Here is a 16,766-nt window from a genome sequence, read left to right as displayed (position 1 = left end):
CGGCCGGGTCGTCGGTGGTCAGGCGGGGCGGCGGTAGGCGCCGTACCACCAGGTCGCGGCCAACTCCCGGGCGGCTGCCGCGTCGGTCTCGGGGTCGGCCGAGGTCGTGCTGACGTGGTCGGCGAGGAAACGGTCGCCGCCGACCACGATCAGCCGGCTGGCAGCGGTCACGTCCAGGTCGACGGGGGTACGCCCGGCCTGCTGCTCGACCCGGAGCGCGTCCTCCGTGCGCGTCACGAACTGTTCCAGCCCGGCCGCCCAGTACTCCCGGACCACCTCGTCGTACGCGGCGACCTCGCTGACCGCGGCCAGCACCGGGGCGTACGTCCGGTATATCCGGATCACGTCGGCGAAGACCTCGGTCAGCCGCGCGAGCGGGTCGCCGGGCCCGCCGGGCTCCCAGCCGCCGGTGCGATCGAACGAACTCTCCCGCATGGTGCCGGCGAGGCGCATGAGCAGTTCGGTCTTGTCCCGGAAGTGGGTGTAGAAGGTCGACCGCGCGACGCCGGCCTCGGCGGCGATCCGCTGCACGCCGAGGTCGGTGAAGCGGATCCCCTCCTCCAGGAGCCGTTCGGTGGCCGCCAGCACCCGCGCTTCGACGGCCGCGCGTCCGCCGGGGTGGCGCGGGCGGCGGCGGGTGATCGAGGGCATAGCCGGAATCCTAGGTGGCGGTGGGTCGGATCGGCGACGTACGCTCGTTGCCGGACACAGTGTCCGACATAGTGACCACAGAGTGCCTGACCTCGGCCTCCGACCCACCACGAGGAGCAACACACGTGAAGTACCGACTGCTGGGCACCACCGGGGTGTACGTCTCGGAGATCTCGCTCGGCGCGATGACCTTCGGCGGCAGCGGGCACCCGCTCTGGGGCCCCTTGGGTGGGCTGGCGCTGCCCGAGGTGCAGCGGCTGGTGGACACCGCGCTGGACGCGGGCGTCAACTTCGTCGACACCGCCGACGGCTACAGCGACGGCGAGAGCGAGGAACTGCTCGGCAAGGCGCTCGGCAAGCGGCGTCGCGACGTCGTACTGGCGACGAAGGTGCACTCCCGGACAGGCCCCGGCCCGAACGACGTCGGCACCTCCCGGCTGCACATCATGCAGAACCTGGAGAACAGCCTGCGCCGGCTGGGCACCGATCACATCGACCTGTACCAGATCCACAACTTCGACCAGATCACTCCCATGGAGGAGATGCTGCGCGCGCTCGACGACGCGGTCCGGCAGGGCAAGGTCCGCTACATCGGCGCCGCCAACTTCGCCGCCTGGCAGATCTCCAAGGCACTCGGTATCTCCGCCCGGGAGAAGTTGGCCGGGTTCGTCTCGGTGCAGGAGTACTACTCGCTGCTGGGCCGGGACGTCGAGCGCGACGTGGTGCCGATGGCGCTCAACGAGGGTGTCGGGCTGACCGTCTGGAGCCCGCTCGCCGGTGGTTTCCTCTCCGGCAAGGTCAGCCGGGACGGCGCAGTCGCCGACAGTGGCGCGCGTAGCGCCCAGCCCGGGTACGCCAGCTTCACCCCGTTCGACCCGGAGCACGCCTTCGGAGTGGTCGACGTGCTCAAGGGTGTCGCCGAGCGGCACGAGGTGAGCCCGGCCCGGGTGGCGGTCGCCTGGCTGCTGTCCCGACCGGCGGTGACCAGCGTGATCGTCGGTGCCCGCAAGCACGAGCAGTTGGTCGACAACATCGCCGCCTCGGATCTCACGCTGACCGAGCAGGACCTCACCGAGCTGGACGAGGCCACCAAGCTGCCTGTCGCCTACCCGAACTGGATCCAGGAAGGGTTCTTCGCCGAGATGCGCTACCCGCAGTAACGCGGCCCGGCCGACCTACTTGAGGATGAGCCGGTTCGTCTGCTCGAAGACGTCCAGGTCGGCCAAAGTCTCGATGACCGAGGTGGAGAGTGGGGCGGGAAACCGGTCGCGGGCGAAGAAGCCGGCGTCGGTGGTCTCGTCGGTGACCCGGGCCAACTGCCCGTCCCACTCCTCCACCTTGAACGCCGTCGTGAACACCTGGTACGTGTGGCCGTACATGTTGGTGCTCGTCCGGTCCGGGCCGGTGTAGAGGGCGAACGCGCAGACCCGCAGCGCGCGCAGCCCGGTCTCCTCACGGACCTCGCGTACCGCGCAGTCGGCGATCGACTCGCCCAGCTCCATCGCGCCCGCCGGCATGGCCCACTGGCCGTTGTCCGAGCGTTTGATCAGCAGAATGCGTCCGGCGTCGTCGCTGACCACGGCACGGGCGCCGACGAACATCAGCGTCCGGTCCCCGGCGAGCGCGCGCAACTGCCCCACGTACGAGTCGGCCCAGGAGATGCTCACCTGCGACAACTTACGGGGGTTCCCAACGTGTGACCGCCGACACTAGCTTGTTACCCATGCGTAGCACGATGATGGACGCCCCTCTGCAGATCTCCCGGATCCTCGACCACGGTGCACTGGTGCACGGCACGGCCGAGGTGGTCACCTGGACGGGTGCCGAACCCCGCCGGATGACGTACGCCGAGGTGGGCCGGGCCGCCGCCCGGCTGGCACACGGGCTGCGCGACGAGTGTGGGGTGACCGGCGACGAGCGGGTCGCGACCTTCATGTGGAACAACAACGAGCACCTGGTCGCCTACTTCGCGGTGCCGAGCATGGGCGCGGTGCTGCACACGCTCAACATCCGGCTCTTTCCCGACCAGGTCGTCTACATCGCCAACCACGCCGAGGACCGGGTGGTTCTCGTCGACAGCACGCTCATCCCGCTGCTGGCCCGGGTGATCGGTGAGCTGACCACTGTGCGGCACGTCGTGGTGGTCGGCGGTGGTGACCCGGCACCGCTGGTGGCGGCGGCCGGCGACCGGATCACCGTGCACCACTGGGACGCGTTGCTCGCCGACCGGCCCGACACGTACGACTGGCCCGAGGTGGACGAGCGCGATGCGGCGGCGCTCTGCTACACCTCGGGCACCACAGGCAACCCGAAGGGCGTGGCCTACTCGCACCGGTCGATCTATCTGCACTCGTTGCAGGTCTGCATGCCGGAGGGTTTCGGCCTTGGCCCGACCGACCGCGAGTTGGCCATCGTGCCGATGTTCCACGCCATGTCCTGGGGCCTGCCCTACGCGGCCTTCCTCTCCGGCGCGTCGCTGATCATGCCGGACCGGTTCCTCCAGGCCGCGCCGATCGCCGAGATGATCGCCGCAGAGCGGCCCACCCTGGCCGGCGCGGTGCCGACCATCTGGACCGACCTGCTGGCCTACCTGGACACCCACGACGTGGACACCTCCTCGCTCGGTGAGGTGATCGTCGGCGGCTCGGCGTGCCCGCCGGCGCTGATGCACGCGTTCGACGAGCGGCACGGAATCGACGTCATCCACGCCTGGGGAATGACCGAGATGTCCCCGCTGGGGTCGGTCTCGCGTCCGCCCGCCGGTGCTACCGGTGAGCAGGCCTGGCGCTACCGCTACACCCAGGGGCGGGTGCCGGCGGGCGTGCAGGCGCGAATCGTCGGCCCGTCGGGCGACCCGATGCCCGCCGACGGGACGGCCGTGGGCGAGCTGGAGGTCCGGGGGCCGTGGGTGACCGCCCGGTACGTCGGTGAGGACGCCCCGGACGAGGAGAAGTTCCGCGACGGCTGGCTGCGTACCGGCGACGTGGGCACCCTCTCGCCGGACGGGTACATCAACCTGACCGACCGCGCCAAGGACGTGATCAAGTCCGGTGGTGAGTGGATCTCGTCGGTGGAGTTGGAGAACGCGCTGATGGCCCACCCGGCGGTGCTGGAGGCGTGCGTGGTGGGGGTCCCGGACGAGCGGTGGGACGAACGCCCGCTGGCCACCGTGGTGCTCCGGGAGGGCGCTTCGGTGACCGCCGAGGAGTTGCGGGACTTCCTGGCCGGGTCGGTGGCGCGCTGGCAGTTGCCCGAGCGCTGGGCGTTCATCGACACGGTGCCGAAGACGAGCGTCGGCAAGTTCGACAAGAAGGTCGTCCGTTCGCGGTACGCCGGGGGTGAGCTGACTGTCCGCGAGCTGACAGCCCCGTAACGTTTTCCCGGGCACTGTCGCCTGTTGGGGCGGGAGTACTCCTGAACCCTCCCCAGAGGCGGCCCCGGCGTTCGCACCGCGCCGGGGCCGCCCGCTCCACGCGGGGTGACCCGCACCGTCATTGTTGCGAAAGTTATTCGCTTCTGTCCTGCTGACGGGGAAATCGGGTGGTCAGCGACCCGATCAGGCGTCGCTGGTGGTGATGAGCACCTTGCCCACAGTCGAGTCCTCCACCGCCTGGTGCGCCGCGGCCGCCTCCGCCAGCGGGTAGTAGTGCAGTGGCAGACCGGCGTCCGCGCCGACCCGGATGCCGCCCTGACTGGCCGCCGCCGCCACGTCCTTCACGCCCTGCGCCTTGGCCGCCTTCGGCTCCGTGTAGACCAGCACGAACTGCCAGCGGGCGTTCGGTGCCATCATCGCCCGGATCGGGATGCTCACCTCGTCCCCGCCGTTGTCGGCGTACATGCAGACCGCGCCGCCGTGCCGCAGCACCCGTGCGTCGACCGAGGCGTTGCGGGCGGGGGAGACCTCCACGATCGTGTGGACCCCGTCGGGGGCGATCTTGTGGACCTCCTCGACCACGTCCTGCTCCCGATAGTTGATCACGAAGGAGGCGCCGGCCGAGGCCGCGAGCTGGGCCTTCTCCGCGCTGCTCACCGTGGCGATCACCGTGGCGTCGGCCCAACGGGCGAGCTGGATCGCGGCGTTGCCGACAGCGCCCGCGCCGCCCTGCACCATCACCGTGTGATCCGCCAGCGCACCGGCCCGCAGCGTGTCCGGCATGAACTCGCCAGCGGTCAGACAGCGGTGCGCGGTGAGGAACGGGATGCCCAGGGCGGCGCCCAGCTCGAACGGAGCGGCGCCGAGGCGCACCGCCTGCCGGACCGGCACCAGCGTGTACTCCGCCGTCGTGCCCCACTGTCGCTGCCAGGCGGCCTCCCAGACCCACACCCGCTCACCGATCAGATCGGGGTCGACCCCCTCGCCGACCGCCTCGACCACCCCCGCGCCGTCCTGCCCGGGGATCTGCCACCCGTTCGGCGGGGCATTGCGGCGGGACTTCCAGTCGGTCGGGTTCACCCCGGAGACCGCCATCCGCACCAGGACCTCGCCCGCACCCGGCTCGGGCACCGGGCGGTCGACCAGATCGAGCACCGAAGGGTCGCCGTTGCGCTCGTACACGATGGCCTTCATCCGTGGTCTCTACCCGGCTCGACCCGGGTCAACCCAGCTCGTCCACCAGCTCCGGGGTCAGCTCACCGATCGCGTTCAGCGTCGCCACCGCCAGCCCGGCGGCGTCCGGATCGAGCGGGTACGAGCCGTGCGGCACCGCCACCACCCGCATCCCCGCCGCTGCGGCGGAGCGCACCCCGTTTGACGAGTCCTCCACCGCCACACAGCGGGTCGGGTCGACGCCGAGGCGCTGCGCCACGCTCAGGTACACGTCCGGTGCGGGCTTGCCCCGCTCGGTCTGCTCGGTGGAGAGGGTCGCGCCGAACGCGTCGGTCAGGCTGGTCGCCGCCAGCGCCGCCTCGATCAGCCGCGTCGGGGACGAACTGGCCAACCCGAGCGGCCACCGCGCGGCCAGCCGGCGGACGACCTGGTCGGCGCCGTCGATGAGGGGTACGTGGTCCCGGTAGCGTCGGGTCATCTCCTCGACCACCTCGGCGGCGACCTGCTCGGCGGTGCGGCCGACGCCCAGCTCTCCGCTGAGGTAGTGCGCCCACTCGCCGGTGCTCATCCCCATCAGTCGGCGTTGCGTGTCCGGCTGCCACGTCCCGCCGTGCGCCGCCACGTACGCCCGGCGGACCTCCTCCCACACCGGCTCGGAATCCACGATCACGCCGTCCAGGTCGAAGACCACCGCATCAGTCACGGGCCCATCCTGCCCGACCGGTGGGTGCCCGGTCAGCCGGGCAACGCGGGCAGACCGAGCGGGCTGCCCTCGGGGAGCAAATTGTGACCGGACCGGGCGATCGGCTCCAGCAGCTCCCGGAGCCGGTCCGTGTCGCGGGCGCCGAGCGCCTGCCACGGGTGCGCGGCGGCCTGGTCGGTGGCGTCCTCGATGGCCTGGAACTCGGCCCGGGCGTGGTCGGTGGCCGCGCCGTCGCCGGTCAGCCAGCCCCGCTCGGTGAGCCGCTCGCGGGCGGCGTGCCACTGCTCCTCGGACCAGCCCCGGCCCAGCAGGTACTGCGGCGGCGAACCGTCCAGCGCGACCCGCCCGGTCAGCGTCTCCACCGGGTCCAGGCCGGCGGCCACCAGCGCCGCCACGTGCCCGTCCCCCCGGTGCTCGCGCAGCGTGGTGGCGGCCTGCCAGAGCCGCGCCAGCGGGTACTCGCCGGCCGGGAGGGCCGCGTTGGCCGCGCCGAGCACCCGGCCTGCGGTCTGCGCCGCCGCGGCGGCCCGCTCCAGCAGGTCGGCGGCCTCCACCAGGTGCGACTCCGGAAGCTCGTAGGTCAGCTCGGCGAGCGCCTGCACGGCACCGGTCAGGCGAGCGCGCAGCGCCTCCTGCGGGGTGGCCAACCGCCACACCGCCGGCAGTGCGCGGGCCACCATCTGCGGCGCGAAGTTGAAGAAGGCGGCGATCACCGGGGCCGCCTCGGCGGCTCCCAGCGGCGCGGCCCGGCCGGCGAAGTAACCGCGCCAGTAGCCACGCAACCCGACGGCCTCGTACGCGGCCCGGGCCCGGGGGTGCAGGTAGGTGACAGTGTGCACCGGCTCGAAGTACGCCCACATCGACCGGGCGGTCCGCCCAGGCTCGTCCAGCGCCGTCACATGCACCTCCGCGTCCCGGTTCCGGATGCTCACCCCGGGCGGCGAACCGCCCGGGGTGACGCCGAACCTACTGCCGCAGGGTGACGGGCCGGAAGCCCCATGTGAACAACTCCATCGCGTCCCGGGGACAACCGGGACGACCCGGACAGGTCACTGGGCGGCGAGCACGTCCACCACGAAGCGCAGCGGACCGGTCGGACGTCCACCGGCGGCGGCCTCGTCGTTGCCGTACGCCAGCTCGCCCGGGATGTCGAGCTGCACCCGGCTGCCGACGGTCACCCCGACCAGACCCTGGTCCCAGCCGGGAATGACCTGGCCGACGCCGATCGGGAAGGTGGCCGGCTGCCCGGACTTCCAGGAGGAGTCGAACTCCTTGCCGTCCTTGTAGAACACCCCCACGTAGTTGGTGGTGATGTTCTGGCCCTTCTGCACGGCCGGGCCCTTGCCCTTGATCAGCGGGGTGACGGTGAGCTTCTTGAGGTCGCCCGTGCCCGGCGTCACCGTCGGCTTGCTGCCCAGCGCCGGGTCGGCGCCCTCGGGCAGCTGCGGCGCGGGCGGCGCGCCGGCCTCGTCGGGGGCCGGGGCGGAGGCGGACGGGGTCGCGTCGGCCTGGGTCTTGGGCTTGTCGTCGCCCCCGCCGATAGTCACGAAGACGCCGATCAGCACCGCGACCACGGCGACGGCGGCGAGGCCGCTGGCCCACGCGTTGCGCTTGCGCCTCGCGTCGGCGGCCTTCTTCTCCGCCAACTGGGCGGCCAGGCGGCGCCCCGACTTGGTTGCCGGGCTCTGGTCCGGGCCCGTCTGCTGCGTCCGCTCGCTCACGTCGTCGACTCCCTGCTGCGAAGTGTGGCCGGCACCCGGTGCCGGGGGGAAAGCCGACGCACACGGTACCCGCACCGCGGCCTACCGTGCCCGCCGCGGACGCCTCGGATCGCCCAGCGCGACAGTTCCGGGGCTTTCCCGGGCGGTTATTCCGGGACGACCATGAAGTCGGTCACGAACGAGGTGACCCGGCCGTCGGCGGCACGGCCGATCCAGGTGCCGTAGCAGCCGTCGCCCCAACCGGTGGTCACGGTGACGACGTTGGCGCCGCTGGCCTCGTCCAGGACAGCGCTGATCAGCCCCGGGACCGGGGACGAGGGCAGCTTGTCGGGGATGAAGACCTGCTCGACCCGGTCGTAGTCCCAGCCTTCCAGGACACTGAGCGCTGTCGGGTCGGCGAGGGTGCCGGCGCCGGCGTCCACCCCGTACCCGAAGTAGTCGTCCGCACCGAGCGTGGCGACGTCCTGGTCGCCCGCCACGGCCAGCTCCCAGCGCGTGGTCGGCTCGTCGGAGACCACCAGCTGAAACGCGGCCACCCGCCGGTCCACCTCGGCGTCCTCCCGGAGCACCACGGCCACCCAGGCGCGGGCGGCATACCGCCCCGGCGGCACCGTGACCGTGAACGGCTCCGCCTCCGGGCAGACCAGCGGGTCACACCCGACCACCTGGCCGGTGGGCAGGACGACGTCGCCCGCCGGGTGGGCCTCGATCAGGTACGCGCCGTGCTGGTCGGTGAAGCGGGCGCCGGGCGTCAGCAACCGGTCCAGATCAGGGGTGTACGGCATGGGGGCTCCTCCGGTCGCCAGCGGCCGGCGGAGCGTACCCGGCGAGGCGGACATCGCCGCCGCTGCCGTACGGTCAGGCGCTCTTGCGGGGTGCTGTCTTGCGCGCGGCGGTCTTCTTCGCCGGCTCCGCCTTCTTCGCGGGGGTCTTCTTGGCGGCGGTCTTCTTCGCCGGCTCGGCCGCCTTCTTCTCGGCCGTCTTCTTCGCCGCGGTCTTCTTCGCGGGCGCCTTGGCCGCCTTCTTCTCGGCTGCCTTCTGCGCCGACCGGGCCGACGAGATGGGCGTCGGCTCGCCGCCGCCACCACCGCCGCCACGGGTGGGCTGCTCGCCGCGAGCCGCCTTGGCCCGTTCCACCGAGGCCTTCAACGCGGCCATCAGGTCCACCGCCGCCGCCGGGGCCTCCTCGACCTCCTCGGGCTGGACGACCTCCCGACCCTCCACCTTGGCGTCGATGACCTCCTGCAACGCGGCCCGGTAGTCGTCGGTGAAGACGTCCGGCTCGAACTCGCCGGTCATCGAGTCGATCAGTGAGCTGGCCATGGCCAGCTCCGGAGGGCGCACCTTGAGGTCCTCGTCGAGGAAACCGAAGTCCGGGGTACGGATCTCGTCCGGCCAGAGCATGGTGTTGAGCAGCAGCACACCCTCGCGGACCCGCAGCGTGGCCAACTGCTCCCGCTGGCGCAGCGCCACCTTGACGATGGCCACCCGCTCCGAGTCGATGAGCGCGTCGCGCAGCAGCACGTACGGCTTGGTCGCCGCGCCCTCCGGCTCGAGAAAGTACGCCTTGTTGTAGAGGATCGGGTCGACCTGCTCGGCCGGCACGAACTCCAGCACGTCGATGGCACGGGAACTGGTCAGCGGCAGGTCGGCGAAGTCCTCGTCGGTGAGGATCACCATTTCGCCGCCGCCGATGTCGTAGCCCTTGGCGATGTCGTCGTAGGTGACCTCTTCGCCGCAGACCGAGCAGGTGCGCTTGTAGCGGATCCGGCCGCCGTCCTCGCGGTGCACCTGGTGGAACCGAATGTCCTTCTCCTCGGTCGCGGAGTAGAGCTTCACCCCGATCGAGACGAGCCCGAACGACACGGCTCCCTTCCAGATGGCACGCATCCTGCGCTCCCTTCCCCGGTATCGACCATGCTCGCATCCGAAAGAACCGGACGCGAGGTGTTCGGGCTGCTACTACAGTCGGGTCGTGCCCGGCGCGCCGCTCAAGCCGATGCTCGCGATGACCGGGCCGCTCCCGGCGGGTGACGGCTGGGCCTACGAGTTCAAGTGGGACGGCGTCCGCGCTCTGGCCGACATCTCAGGTGGCGGTCAGCACCTGTATGCCCGTTCCGGCGTGGAGATCACCGCCGCGTACCCGGAGTTGGCCACCCTGCCCGAGCAGGTCGACGACGCGCTGCTCGACGGTGAGGTTGTGCTGCTCGGCCAGGGCGGGCAGCCGTCGTTCACCGCGCTGGCCGAGCGGATGCACGTCCGGGACCGGGCCAAGGCGGCCCGGTTGGCCGCGGTCATGCCGGTGACGTACATGATCTTCGACCTGCTCCGGCTGAACGGCGATGACCTGACCGGCTGGCCGTACGAGCGCCGCCGGGAGGCGCTGGAGGCGCTGGCGCTCGGTGGCCTCCGGTGGGCGGTGCCGCCGATGTTCGCCGACGGGCCGGCCACCTACGAGGCGGCGGGGGAGCACGGCCTGGAGGGGGTGATGGCCAAGCGGGTCGGGGCCGTCTACCGCCCGGGGGTGCGCTCGCCGGACTGGGTGAAGGTCAAGCTGGAGGTGACCGGCGACTTCGTCATCGGCGGTTGGCGACCTGGCGCGCGCCGGATCGGCGGGCTGCTGGTCGGGGTGCCCGGCCCGGACGGCCGACTGATCTACCGTGGTCGGGTCGGCGGCGGGATCGGCGCGGCCATCGAGCGGCAGCTCCTCGCCGAGCTGGAGCCGCTGCGCTCCGGCGTGTCACCGTTCGCGCCGGGTGTGCCGCGCGAGGATGCGCGGGGCGCCATCTGGGTAACACCCCAGGTGGTGGTGGAGGTGAAGTACGGCCAGCGCACCCCCGACGGCCGGCTGCGCTTCCCCCGGGTGCTGCGGTTGCGCCCGGACAAGCCTCCGGAGGAGGTCGACGATGCCGGCTGAACGGCTACGGGTGGACGTCGAGGGCCGCGCGCTGGAGTTGTCCAACCTGGACAAGGTGCTCTACCCGGCGGCCGGGTTCACAAAGGGTGAGGTGATCGACTACTACACCCGGATCTCCCCGGTGCTGCTGCCGCACCTGCGGGACCGGCCGGTCACCCGGATCCGCTTCCCCAACGGGGTGGACGACAAGTCGTTCTTCGAGAAGAACACGCCGGCCGCGACCCCGGACTGGGTGCGGGTGGAGAACCTGCCGGCGCCCGGGTCGACGAAGGGCCGGGAGACCATCGACTACGTGGTCGCCGACGACCTGCCCACCCTGGTCTGGCTGGCCAACCTGGCCGCGTTGGAGCTGCACACACCGCAGTGGAAGGTGGGCGAACACCCGGACATGATGGTCGTCGACCTGGACCCGGGCCCGCCGGCCGGGCTCGCCGAGTGTTGCCCGGTGGCGGTCCTGATGCGCGACCGCCTCGCCGACGACGGCATCGAGTCGTACCCGAAGACCTCCGGCAAGAAGGGCATGCAGCTCTGCTGCCCGATCGCCGGCACCCAGTCGTCCGACCTCGTCTCCGACTACGCCCGGCGGATCGCCCAGGAGTTGGAGAAGGCCCACCCGAAGCTGATCGTGTCGAAGATGGCGAAGAACCTCCGACCGGGCAAGGTCTTCATCGACTGGAGCCAGAACAACGCGGCGAAGACCACAGTGGCGCCGTACTCGCTGCGGGCCCAGTCGGTGCCGTCGGTGTCGACGCCGCTGACCTGGGACGAGGTCGAGGCCGGCGCGCGCGGCCGGAAGCCGGCCGTCCGCCAGTTCACCGCCGCCGAGGTCCTGGCCCGGGTCGAGGAGTACGACGACCTGCTCGGCCCGCTGCTCGCCGGCGGCCCGGAGTTGCCGGGCTGATGCTAGGTGGCGATGGATACCCGGATGGGCGCGGGCACTACCCGCAACAGAGTGTTATAGGCCTCGGCGTCCCGCTCCGGCCACCACCACCTTTGCTCTGCTTACCTATATGCAACACCGCGTTGAACTGGGACTTCATGACGGCCCCGTACTCGACGGGCGGAAACTCTCCTCACGGAGCGTGCGTGTCGCATATAGACAAGCAGAGCAAGGCTGTGAGGTGGGGCGGTGGCCCGCACCGTGGTCACTTATGTGACCGGCCGGCGCCCACCGCGTGGGTGGACGCCGGCCGACACAGGCGGCGAAGCACGGCGCAGCCGCCACCAGGCGCCGCCGACCAGGGCGACCGTGATGACGGTGACCGCGACGTCGCCGGCCAGGGCCGCGGCCGGGCCCGCCGGGGAGTACGGCGGCACCAGGTACGCGAACGCGGCGGCGGTGACCAGGCCCGCGGTGCCCGCAACGAGCACGTGCCGCTGCCCCCAACCGCTGCCCGACGACCAGTACGCGATCAGTCCTCCCACGGTGGTGGCGAGTCCCAGTGCGATGGCCACCCCCGTCCAGCCCGGTGCCAGGTCGCTGCCGAGGCGGACGAGGACGACCAGCAGACCCACCCAGAGCGGGTGCGGCACCCGACGGGCCCGGCGCGGGCGTGGGTGACGCCAGCGGGGCAGCAGGGCGACAGCGACCAGGGCGAGGACCACCACGGCGGCGAAGGCCAGTTGAAGCGGGTTGGCCAGGAAGCCCTTCCGGCCGCTGCTGTCGGAGAAGATCAACAGGCTGCCGAGCAGGTAGAGCACGCCCACCACGGCGAGACCGGGCCGGCCCAGCCACGGCCGCAGCCGCCGTTCCGGCGCGAGGAACGACTCGATGAGCACGATCGGCGCGCAGATCGTCAGCACGATGTGGTTGCCCACGTAGTCGAACGCCTGCCGGAGGCTGAATCCGAGCCCCGGCACCAGCGACGCCTCGGCGGCGGCACGGGTGTCGGCGTACTGCGTGTCGTCGAGGTAGCCGGGATTGAACAGCGACTGGTCGACCAGCCCGGCCTGGAGTACGCCGAACGCGGCGGCGAGCAGCACGATGGTCGGCCAGCCCGCGCCGAGGTGCCGGGCGGTCTCCCGGATGAGGATCGCCGCGCCGCCGTACATCGGGCCCAGGAAGATCAGCACCGGGAGGAAGTCGTCGATGGCGAAGCCACCCCACGAGCACTCGGCCGCCCACGGCGCGAGCAGCAGCAACGCGATCACCGGCAGGAGCCGTCGGCGCAGCGGTGGACCGCCGGCGGCGGCGGGGCGGTCGGCGGCGGAATGGTCGCCGGTGACGGGCTCGGGTCCGGTCGGCATGGGCGCTCCTCGGCGGCGTTTCGGGGTCACCTGCACCGTGCGCGGCCCACCCGGTCATCCGATACGGCCATCGGCCGACGACCGGTGCGACCAAAGTCGTTGAGTAGTGTGGTGCCGACGTCGACGCGGGGAGCGTGGAGATGCAGCCAACCGTCACGGCCGACCTGGCGGCTCGACCCGTCGAGGCCGAATATCCGCTGCTCAGCTACCGCGACGAGGCGACCGGTGAACGCATCGACCTGACCGCCCAGCAGGTCGGCCAGTGGGCGGCCCGCAGCGCGGGCCTGCTGCGGGACGGTTGCGGGCTCGGCCCCGGCAGCCGCGTAGCGGTCCTGCTGCCGCCGCACTGGCGTACCGCCGCAGTGTTGTTGGGCGCCTGGGCCTCGGGCCTGGCGGTGTCGTTCCGGCCGCGCGCCACGGCGGGCCTGCCGGTGCTGGAGCCCGGCGGCGACCGGCCGTTCGACGCGGTCTTCGTCACCCCCGAACGCCAGGACGACTGGTTGGAGGACGTGCCGGACGCGCCGCACCGCTACCTCGTCGGCACCGGGCCGGGCCGGCTCGCCGACGTGCCACTGGGCTGGCTGGACTGGTCCGCCGAGGTGCTTCGCCATTCGGACGTCACGCCCGACCACACCGCCATCCACCCGTCGGACCCGGCCAGCGCGGACGGCACTACCTACGGTCAGTGGGGTGCGCTCGCCCGGGAGGTCGCGGGGATGCTGGACCTGCGTGCCGGCGACCGGCTGCTGGTCGACGCGGCCGAGACCGAGCAGCCGCTGAAGTGGTTGCTCGCGCCGCTCTCGGCCGGTGCGTCCGTGGTGATCAGCGCCAACCTCGACCCGGCGCGGCGGGACGCGGTGGTCGCCGCCGAACAGGTGACCCGGGTTCTCTGACCCCCGCCGGAGCGGCCAAACAGCGCTGGCCGGTCCGGTTCCGTTACATCGCCATCTGCCCTGCTCAGAGGGTCTTTTGTCGATGCCGTCGGCGTGTTCTCATACCCGAACAGCGACGTCATCGACCCGGCACCGCCTCCCTCATCGAAAGGTGCACCGATGCGCAGAAGACAAACCTTCCGACTGGCGGTCCTCACCGCCACCGCCGCGACGTTCCTGGCGTCCGGTGGTGCCTCCGGGGCGCTCGCCACCGCCGCGCCCGCGACTGCCTCCCCGGGCGCCACCGCGTGTGAGCCGGGCGCCGACGCGCACAGCGCCGCCCGGCTAGCCGAGGGCGCCACCGCCCAGGAACCGGAGCTGTACGCCACGAACGAAGCCAACGCCTACGGCGTGATCAAGGACGCGCCGCGCCTGGCGAACGGCAGCGTCACAGTGCCGACGGTCTTCCACATGATCTCCGACCATCCGCTCACCGCAGCCGAGACGACCAGGTGGAACACCCTGATCGCCGCGCAGATGACGGTGCTCAACGACTCGTTCGCGGGCCGCACGGCGGGAGCCGCCTCCAACACCCCGTTCCGGTTCTCGCTCGTCGACACGACGTGGACGGTGAACCCCGCCTGGTACACGGTCGTTCCGGGCAAGAACGAGCGGGACATGAAGAAGGCGCTGTACACAGGCGACTCGGAGACCCTCAACGTGTACGCGGCCAACATCGGCGACGGGCTGCTCGGCTGGGCGTACTTCCCGAAGGGCTACAACAACGGGCGTGACTACATCGACGGCGTGGTGATGCTCGACGAGTCGATGCCGGGCGGCACGGCCGGCAAGTACGCCCTGGGTGACACGCTCACGCACGAGGTCGGGCACTGGCTGATGCTGGAGCACACCTTCGCGCACGGCTGCTCCGCGTCCGGCGACTTCGTCGCGGACACCCCGCGCGAGGCGGCGCCGCAGTTCGACTGCCCGGTGGGCGCGGACTCCTGCACCGCGCCCGGGCTCGACCCGATCCACAACTTCATGGACTACACGCAGGACTCCTGCATGAACATGTTCACGGCCGGGCAGGCCGACCGGATGAGCGACGCCTGGGTGGCGTTCCGGGCCGGCGGCGCCGGATAGCCCACTGAAGGTCGGGGGCCGGCTGTTCGCTCTGCGGCGAACCGCCGGCCCCGTTCCACTGGCGGGTCGGGGTGGTCGGGGGTTCCCCAGTGCCGGGGGAGTTCTTCCGGTTCCCGCTCGCGCTCGGTGACATCTACGTCGACCAGCACGACCCGACCCGGTGGTGGCAGGTGTTGCAGTTTGGCCTGCAGAACCTCTTCGACCCGGAGCTGGACGAGTGGTTCACCATGACGACCTTCGACCACCGGCCGGGTCAGGTCACGCTCCCCGACCGGTGCCCACCGCCAACATCGTGACCGGTAACCCGGTCAGCCGCTCGAGCACTGCGTTCAGTCGAACGCGGCGGCGAACATGCCCGACTGGTACGAACCGCCGCGCTGGTGCACGATCACGGCGAGCCGGTTGGCCGCGTTGATCAGGGCGATCAGGGCGACCAGCGACGCGATCTGGTCGTCGTCGTAGTGCTTGCGCACCTGAGCCCAGGTCTCGTCGGACACGCCCTGGTGAGCGTCGGCGAGCCGGGTGCCCTCCTCGGCGAGCGCCAGCGCGGCCTGCTCCGCATCGGTGAAGACGGTCGACTCGCGCCAGGCGGCCACCAGGTTGAGCCGGACCGCGCTCTCACCGGCCGCCACGGCCTCCTTGGTGTGCATGTCGATGCACCAGCCGCAGCCGTTGATCTGGCTGGCTCGCAGCGACACCAGCTCCTGCGTTGACTGCGGCAGCGACGACCGCTGAATCACCTGGCCGGCGTTGGCGAACCGCTTGAAGAATTTCATGGCAAGCTCGTTGTCGAGCATGTTGAATCGGGCGTCCATGGTTCCGTCCTCCACTCGCCTTGTTCGATCGGACGACCATGAGATGCCGGCCCTCCCCGTTCTGTGACGGCACGGTCGGGTGACGACCGCCACAGGCCGCAGGTGTCACAGAATCGCCGGGTCCGGCATCTGATGGGCGACGCAGTCGAGAGCGAACAGGAGTCACCCATGGTGGGCAAGCCGCAGACCGCCGCCGCCGACGACCGCCCGGACCGGGCCACCGAGGCGTTCCTCGCCCACCGCAACCTGCTCTTCACCGTCGCGTACGAAATGCTCGGCTCGGCCGCCGACGCGGAGGACGTACTCCAGGAGACCTGGCTGCGGTGGGCGGGCGTCGACCTGGGCACGGTTCACGACCAGCGCGCGTACATGGTCCGCATCACCACCCGGCAGTCACTCACGCGGCTGCGGACCCTCGGTCGCCGCAAGGAGTCCTACGTCGGCTCCTGGCTGCCCGAGCCGCTGCTCACCGCCCCCGACGTGGCCGAGGACATCGCGCTGGCCGACAGCGTCTCGATGGCCATGCTGCTGGTGTTGGAAACCCTGGCGCCGACCGAACGCGCGGTGTTCGTGCTGCGCGAGGTGTTCGACCTGGGGTACGACGAGATCGCCGAAGCCGTCGACAAGAGCCCCGCTGCGGTCCGCCAGATCACCCACCGCGCCCGCGCACACGTCGCCGCCCGCCGGCCCCGCCAGGTCGTGTCCGTGGCCGAAACCCGGAGCGCGCTCGACGCGTTCCAGCGGGCCGTCGAGACCGGTGACCTCCAGGGCCTGCTCGACATCCTCGCGCCGGACGTCGTCCTCCTCGGCGACGGCGGCGGCGTCAAGCAGGCCGTTCCGCGGCCCATCCTCGGCGCCGACAAGGTGGCCCGCCTGCTGGCCGGCGGGTGGGGCAAGGTCCCGGGCGTCACCTCGCTGCGGCCGGCGCAGGTCAACGGCTACCCGGCGCTGATCGTGCACCTCGACGGCGAGCTGGACACCGTCGTGGCCCTGCGCATCGACGACGGCCTCGTCACCGGGATCTACGCCGTGCGCAATCCCGCGAAGCTGTCACACATGGAGCGGGAGATCGTCCTGAGCCGCTGACCCCCCCGCCTGGCCGGGCGCGTCCGCGTCCGCGTGGCTGTCTCCAGGTGAGCGACTATGGACCT

At 71.5% G+C, this 16,766-nt stretch carries 18 protein-coding genes; 8 read left to right on the top strand and 10 right to left on the bottom strand.

The window, feature by feature from the left end:
- Nucleotides 1-18: 18 nt before the first annotated feature.
- Nucleotides 19-651 carry a TetR/AcrR family transcriptional regulator gene (locus ACIA47_RS08185; protein ID WP_396706489.1) on the bottom strand — a complete coding sequence of 211 codons (633 nt, stop codon included), beginning with the start codon at nucleotides 649-651 and terminating at the stop codon, nucleotides 19-21.
- Between the two features lie 125 nt (nucleotides 652-776).
- On the opposite strand from ACIA47_RS08185, the gene ACIA47_RS08180 reads away from it, so the two are divergent.
- A complete protein-coding gene (locus tag ACIA47_RS08180) occupies nucleotides 777-1,811 on the top strand; it encodes an aldo/keto reductase (protein ID WP_396706487.1) in 1,035 nt (344 codons plus the stop codon).
- 15 nt (nucleotides 1,812-1,826) lie between these two features.
- Here the strand turns inward: ACIA47_RS08180 and ACIA47_RS08175 are convergent, their stop codons facing one another.
- A complete protein-coding gene (locus ACIA47_RS08175) occupies nucleotides 1,827-2,318 on the bottom strand; it encodes an NUDIX domain-containing protein (RefSeq protein WP_396706485.1) in 492 nt (163 codons plus the stop codon).
- 71 nt (nucleotides 2,319-2,389) lie between these two features.
- Between ACIA47_RS08175 and ACIA47_RS08170 the strand changes: the two genes are divergently transcribed.
- Nucleotides 2,390-4,024: a fatty acid--CoA ligase gene (locus ACIA47_RS08170; protein ID WP_203123690.1), complete on the top strand. Its 1,635-nt coding sequence runs from the start codon at nucleotides 2,390-2,392 to the stop codon at nucleotides 4,022-4,024.
- A gap of 183 nt (nucleotides 4,025-4,207) precedes the next feature.
- On the opposite strand, the gene ACIA47_RS08165 is transcribed toward ACIA47_RS08170, so the two are convergent.
- From ACIA47_RS08165 to ACIA47_RS08140, 6 genes are all read right to left on the bottom strand, one after another.
- Complete coding sequence (locus ACIA47_RS08165; RefSeq protein WP_396706483.1) at nucleotides 4,208-5,218, bottom strand: NADPH:quinone reductase; 1,011 nt, start codon at nucleotides 5,216-5,218, stop codon at nucleotides 4,208-4,210.
- A gap of 28 nt (nucleotides 5,219-5,246) precedes the next feature.
- The gene (locus ACIA47_RS08160; RefSeq protein ID WP_203123686.1) at nucleotides 5,247-5,900 is read right to left on the bottom strand and encodes an HAD family phosphatase; all 654 of its coding nucleotides are present in this window, start codon (nucleotides 5,898-5,900) and stop codon (nucleotides 5,247-5,249) included.
- A 32-nt stretch (nucleotides 5,901-5,932) separates the two neighbouring features.
- Nucleotides 5,933-6,760 carry a hypothetical protein gene (locus ACIA47_RS08155; protein ID WP_396707319.1) on the bottom strand — a complete coding sequence of 276 codons (828 nt, stop codon included), beginning with the start codon at nucleotides 6,758-6,760 and terminating at the stop codon, nucleotides 5,933-5,935.
- Nucleotides 6,761-6,949: 189 nt separating this feature from the next.
- Nucleotides 6,950-7,621 carry an FKBP-type peptidyl-prolyl cis-trans isomerase gene (locus ACIA47_RS08150; RefSeq protein ID WP_396706481.1) on the bottom strand — a complete coding sequence of 224 codons (672 nt, stop codon included), beginning with the start codon at nucleotides 7,619-7,621 and terminating at the stop codon, nucleotides 6,950-6,952.
- A gap of 146 nt (nucleotides 7,622-7,767) precedes the next feature.
- Nucleotides 7,768-8,406 (bottom strand): DUF4241 domain-containing protein, encoded by a 639-nt coding sequence (locus ACIA47_RS08145; protein ID WP_396706479.1) that lies wholly within the window; start codon nucleotides 8,404-8,406, stop codon nucleotides 7,768-7,770.
- Between the two features lie 73 nt (nucleotides 8,407-8,479).
- Nucleotides 8,480-9,511 carry a Ku protein gene (locus tag ACIA47_RS08140; protein ID WP_196920728.1) on the bottom strand — a complete coding sequence of 344 codons (1,032 nt, stop codon included), beginning with the start codon at nucleotides 9,509-9,511 and terminating at the stop codon, nucleotides 8,480-8,482.
- An 85-nt stretch (nucleotides 9,512-9,596) separates the two neighbouring features.
- Here ACIA47_RS08140 and ligD (ACIA47_RS08135) point away from each other — a divergent pair, with 85 nt between their 5' ends.
- Nucleotides 9,597-10,538, top strand: a complete 942-nt coding sequence (ligD, locus tag ACIA47_RS08135) for a non-homologous end-joining DNA ligase (protein WP_203120320.1) — start codon at nucleotides 9,597-9,599, stop codon at nucleotides 10,536-10,538.
- A complete protein-coding gene (gene ligD, locus ACIA47_RS08130) occupies nucleotides 10,528-11,439 on the top strand; it encodes a non-homologous end-joining DNA ligase (protein ID WP_203120319.1) in 912 nt (303 codons plus the stop codon). The genes ligD (ACIA47_RS08135) and ligD (ACIA47_RS08130) overlap by 11 nt, the downstream gene beginning before the upstream one ends.
- A 248-nt stretch (nucleotides 11,440-11,687) precedes the next feature.
- Here the strand turns inward: ligD (ACIA47_RS08130) and ACIA47_RS08125 are convergent, their stop codons facing one another.
- Nucleotides 11,688-12,785 (bottom strand): hypothetical protein, encoded by a 1,098-nt coding sequence (locus ACIA47_RS08125; protein ID WP_396706475.1) that lies wholly within the window; start codon nucleotides 12,783-12,785, stop codon nucleotides 11,688-11,690.
- Between the two features lie 140 nt (nucleotides 12,786-12,925).
- On the opposite strand from ACIA47_RS08125, the gene ACIA47_RS08120 reads away from it, so the two are divergent.
- The 3 genes from ACIA47_RS08120 to ACIA47_RS08110 all read left to right on the top strand — a co-directional run bounded on the left by ACIA47_RS08120 (nucleotide 12,926) and on the right by ACIA47_RS08110 (nucleotide 15,096).
- A complete protein-coding gene (locus ACIA47_RS08120; protein ID WP_396706473.1) occupies nucleotides 12,926-13,678 on the top strand; it encodes a TIGR03089 family protein in 753 nt (250 codons plus the stop codon).
- A gap of 159 nt (nucleotides 13,679-13,837) precedes the next feature.
- Nucleotides 13,838-14,800, top strand: coding sequence for a zinc metalloprotease (locus ACIA47_RS08115; protein ID WP_396706471.1), 963 nt, complete (start codon nucleotides 13,838-13,840; stop codon nucleotides 14,798-14,800).
- Between the two features lie 89 nt (nucleotides 14,801-14,889).
- Complete coding sequence (locus ACIA47_RS08110) at nucleotides 14,890-15,096, top strand: hypothetical protein (protein WP_396706469.1); 207 nt, start codon at nucleotides 14,890-14,892, stop codon at nucleotides 15,094-15,096.
- Between the two features lie 33 nt (nucleotides 15,097-15,129).
- On the opposite strand, the gene ACIA47_RS08105 is transcribed toward ACIA47_RS08110, so the two are convergent.
- The gene (locus ACIA47_RS08105) at nucleotides 15,130-15,615 is read right to left on the bottom strand and encodes a carboxymuconolactone decarboxylase family protein (RefSeq protein WP_396706467.1); all 486 of its coding nucleotides are present in this window, start codon (nucleotides 15,613-15,615) and stop codon (nucleotides 15,130-15,132) included.
- Nucleotides 15,616-15,783: 168 nt separating this feature from the next.
- On the opposite strand from ACIA47_RS08105, the gene ACIA47_RS08100 reads away from it, so the two are divergent.
- Nucleotides 15,784-16,701, top strand: coding sequence for an RNA polymerase sigma-70 factor (locus tag ACIA47_RS08100; RefSeq protein ID WP_396706465.1), 918 nt, complete (start codon nucleotides 15,784-15,786; stop codon nucleotides 16,699-16,701).
- Nucleotides 16,702-16,766 lie beyond the last annotated feature (65 nt).

This window comes from Micromonospora sp. NPDC051227 (genome assembly GCF_044455385.1).
In the GTDB taxonomy this organism is placed as follows: domain Bacteria; phylum Actinomycetota; class Actinomycetes; order Mycobacteriales; family Micromonosporaceae; genus Micromonospora.
The sequence above is the reverse complement of the archived record's forward strand: the minus strand, read 5'-3'. Positions and strand labels throughout refer to the sequence as shown.

Excerpts from the sequence above, each read along its gene's own strand:
- ACIA47_RS08185 (WP_396706489.1), bottom strand. The coding sequence starts at position 651 with ATGCCCTCGATCACCCGCCGCCGCCCGCGCCACCCCGGCGGACGCGCG.
- ACIA47_RS08170 (WP_203123690.1), top strand. The coding sequence starts at position 2,390 with ATGGACGCCCCTCTGCAGATCTCCCGGATCCTCGACCACGGTGCACTG.
- ACIA47_RS08165 (WP_396706483.1), bottom strand. The coding sequence starts at position 5,218 with ATGAAGGCCATCGTGTACGAGCGCAACGGCGACCCTTCGGTGCTCGAT.
- ACIA47_RS08155 (WP_396707319.1), bottom strand. The coding sequence starts at position 6,760 with ATGTGGGCGTACTTCGAGCCGGTGCACACTGTCACCTACCTGCACCCC.
- ACIA47_RS08145 (WP_396706479.1), bottom strand. The coding sequence starts at position 8,406 with ATGCCGTACACCCCTGATCTGGACCGGTTGCTGACGCCCGGCGCCCGC.
- ACIA47_RS08140 (WP_196920728.1), bottom strand. The coding sequence starts at position 9,511 with ATGCGTGCCATCTGGAAGGGAGCCGTGTCGTTCGGGCTCGTCTCGATC.
- ligD (WP_203120319.1), top strand. The coding sequence starts at position 10,528 with ATGCCGGCTGAACGGCTACGGGTGGACGTCGAGGGCCGCGCGCTGGAG.
- ACIA47_RS08125 (WP_396706475.1), bottom strand. The coding sequence starts at position 12,785 with ATGCCGACCGGACCCGAGCCCGTCACCGGCGACCATTCCGCCGCCGAC.
- ACIA47_RS08120 (WP_396706473.1), top strand. The coding sequence starts at position 12,926 with ATGCAGCCAACCGTCACGGCCGACCTGGCGGCTCGACCCGTCGAGGCC.
- ACIA47_RS08115 (WP_396706471.1), top strand. The coding sequence starts at position 13,838 with ATGCGCAGAAGACAAACCTTCCGACTGGCGGTCCTCACCGCCACCGCC.
- ACIA47_RS08105 (WP_396706467.1), bottom strand. The coding sequence starts at position 15,615 with ATGGACGCCCGATTCAACATGCTCGACAACGAGCTTGCCATGAAATTC.
- ACIA47_RS08100 (WP_396706465.1), top strand. The coding sequence starts at position 15,784 with ATGGTGGGCAAGCCGCAGACCGCCGCCGCCGACGACCGCCCGGACCGG.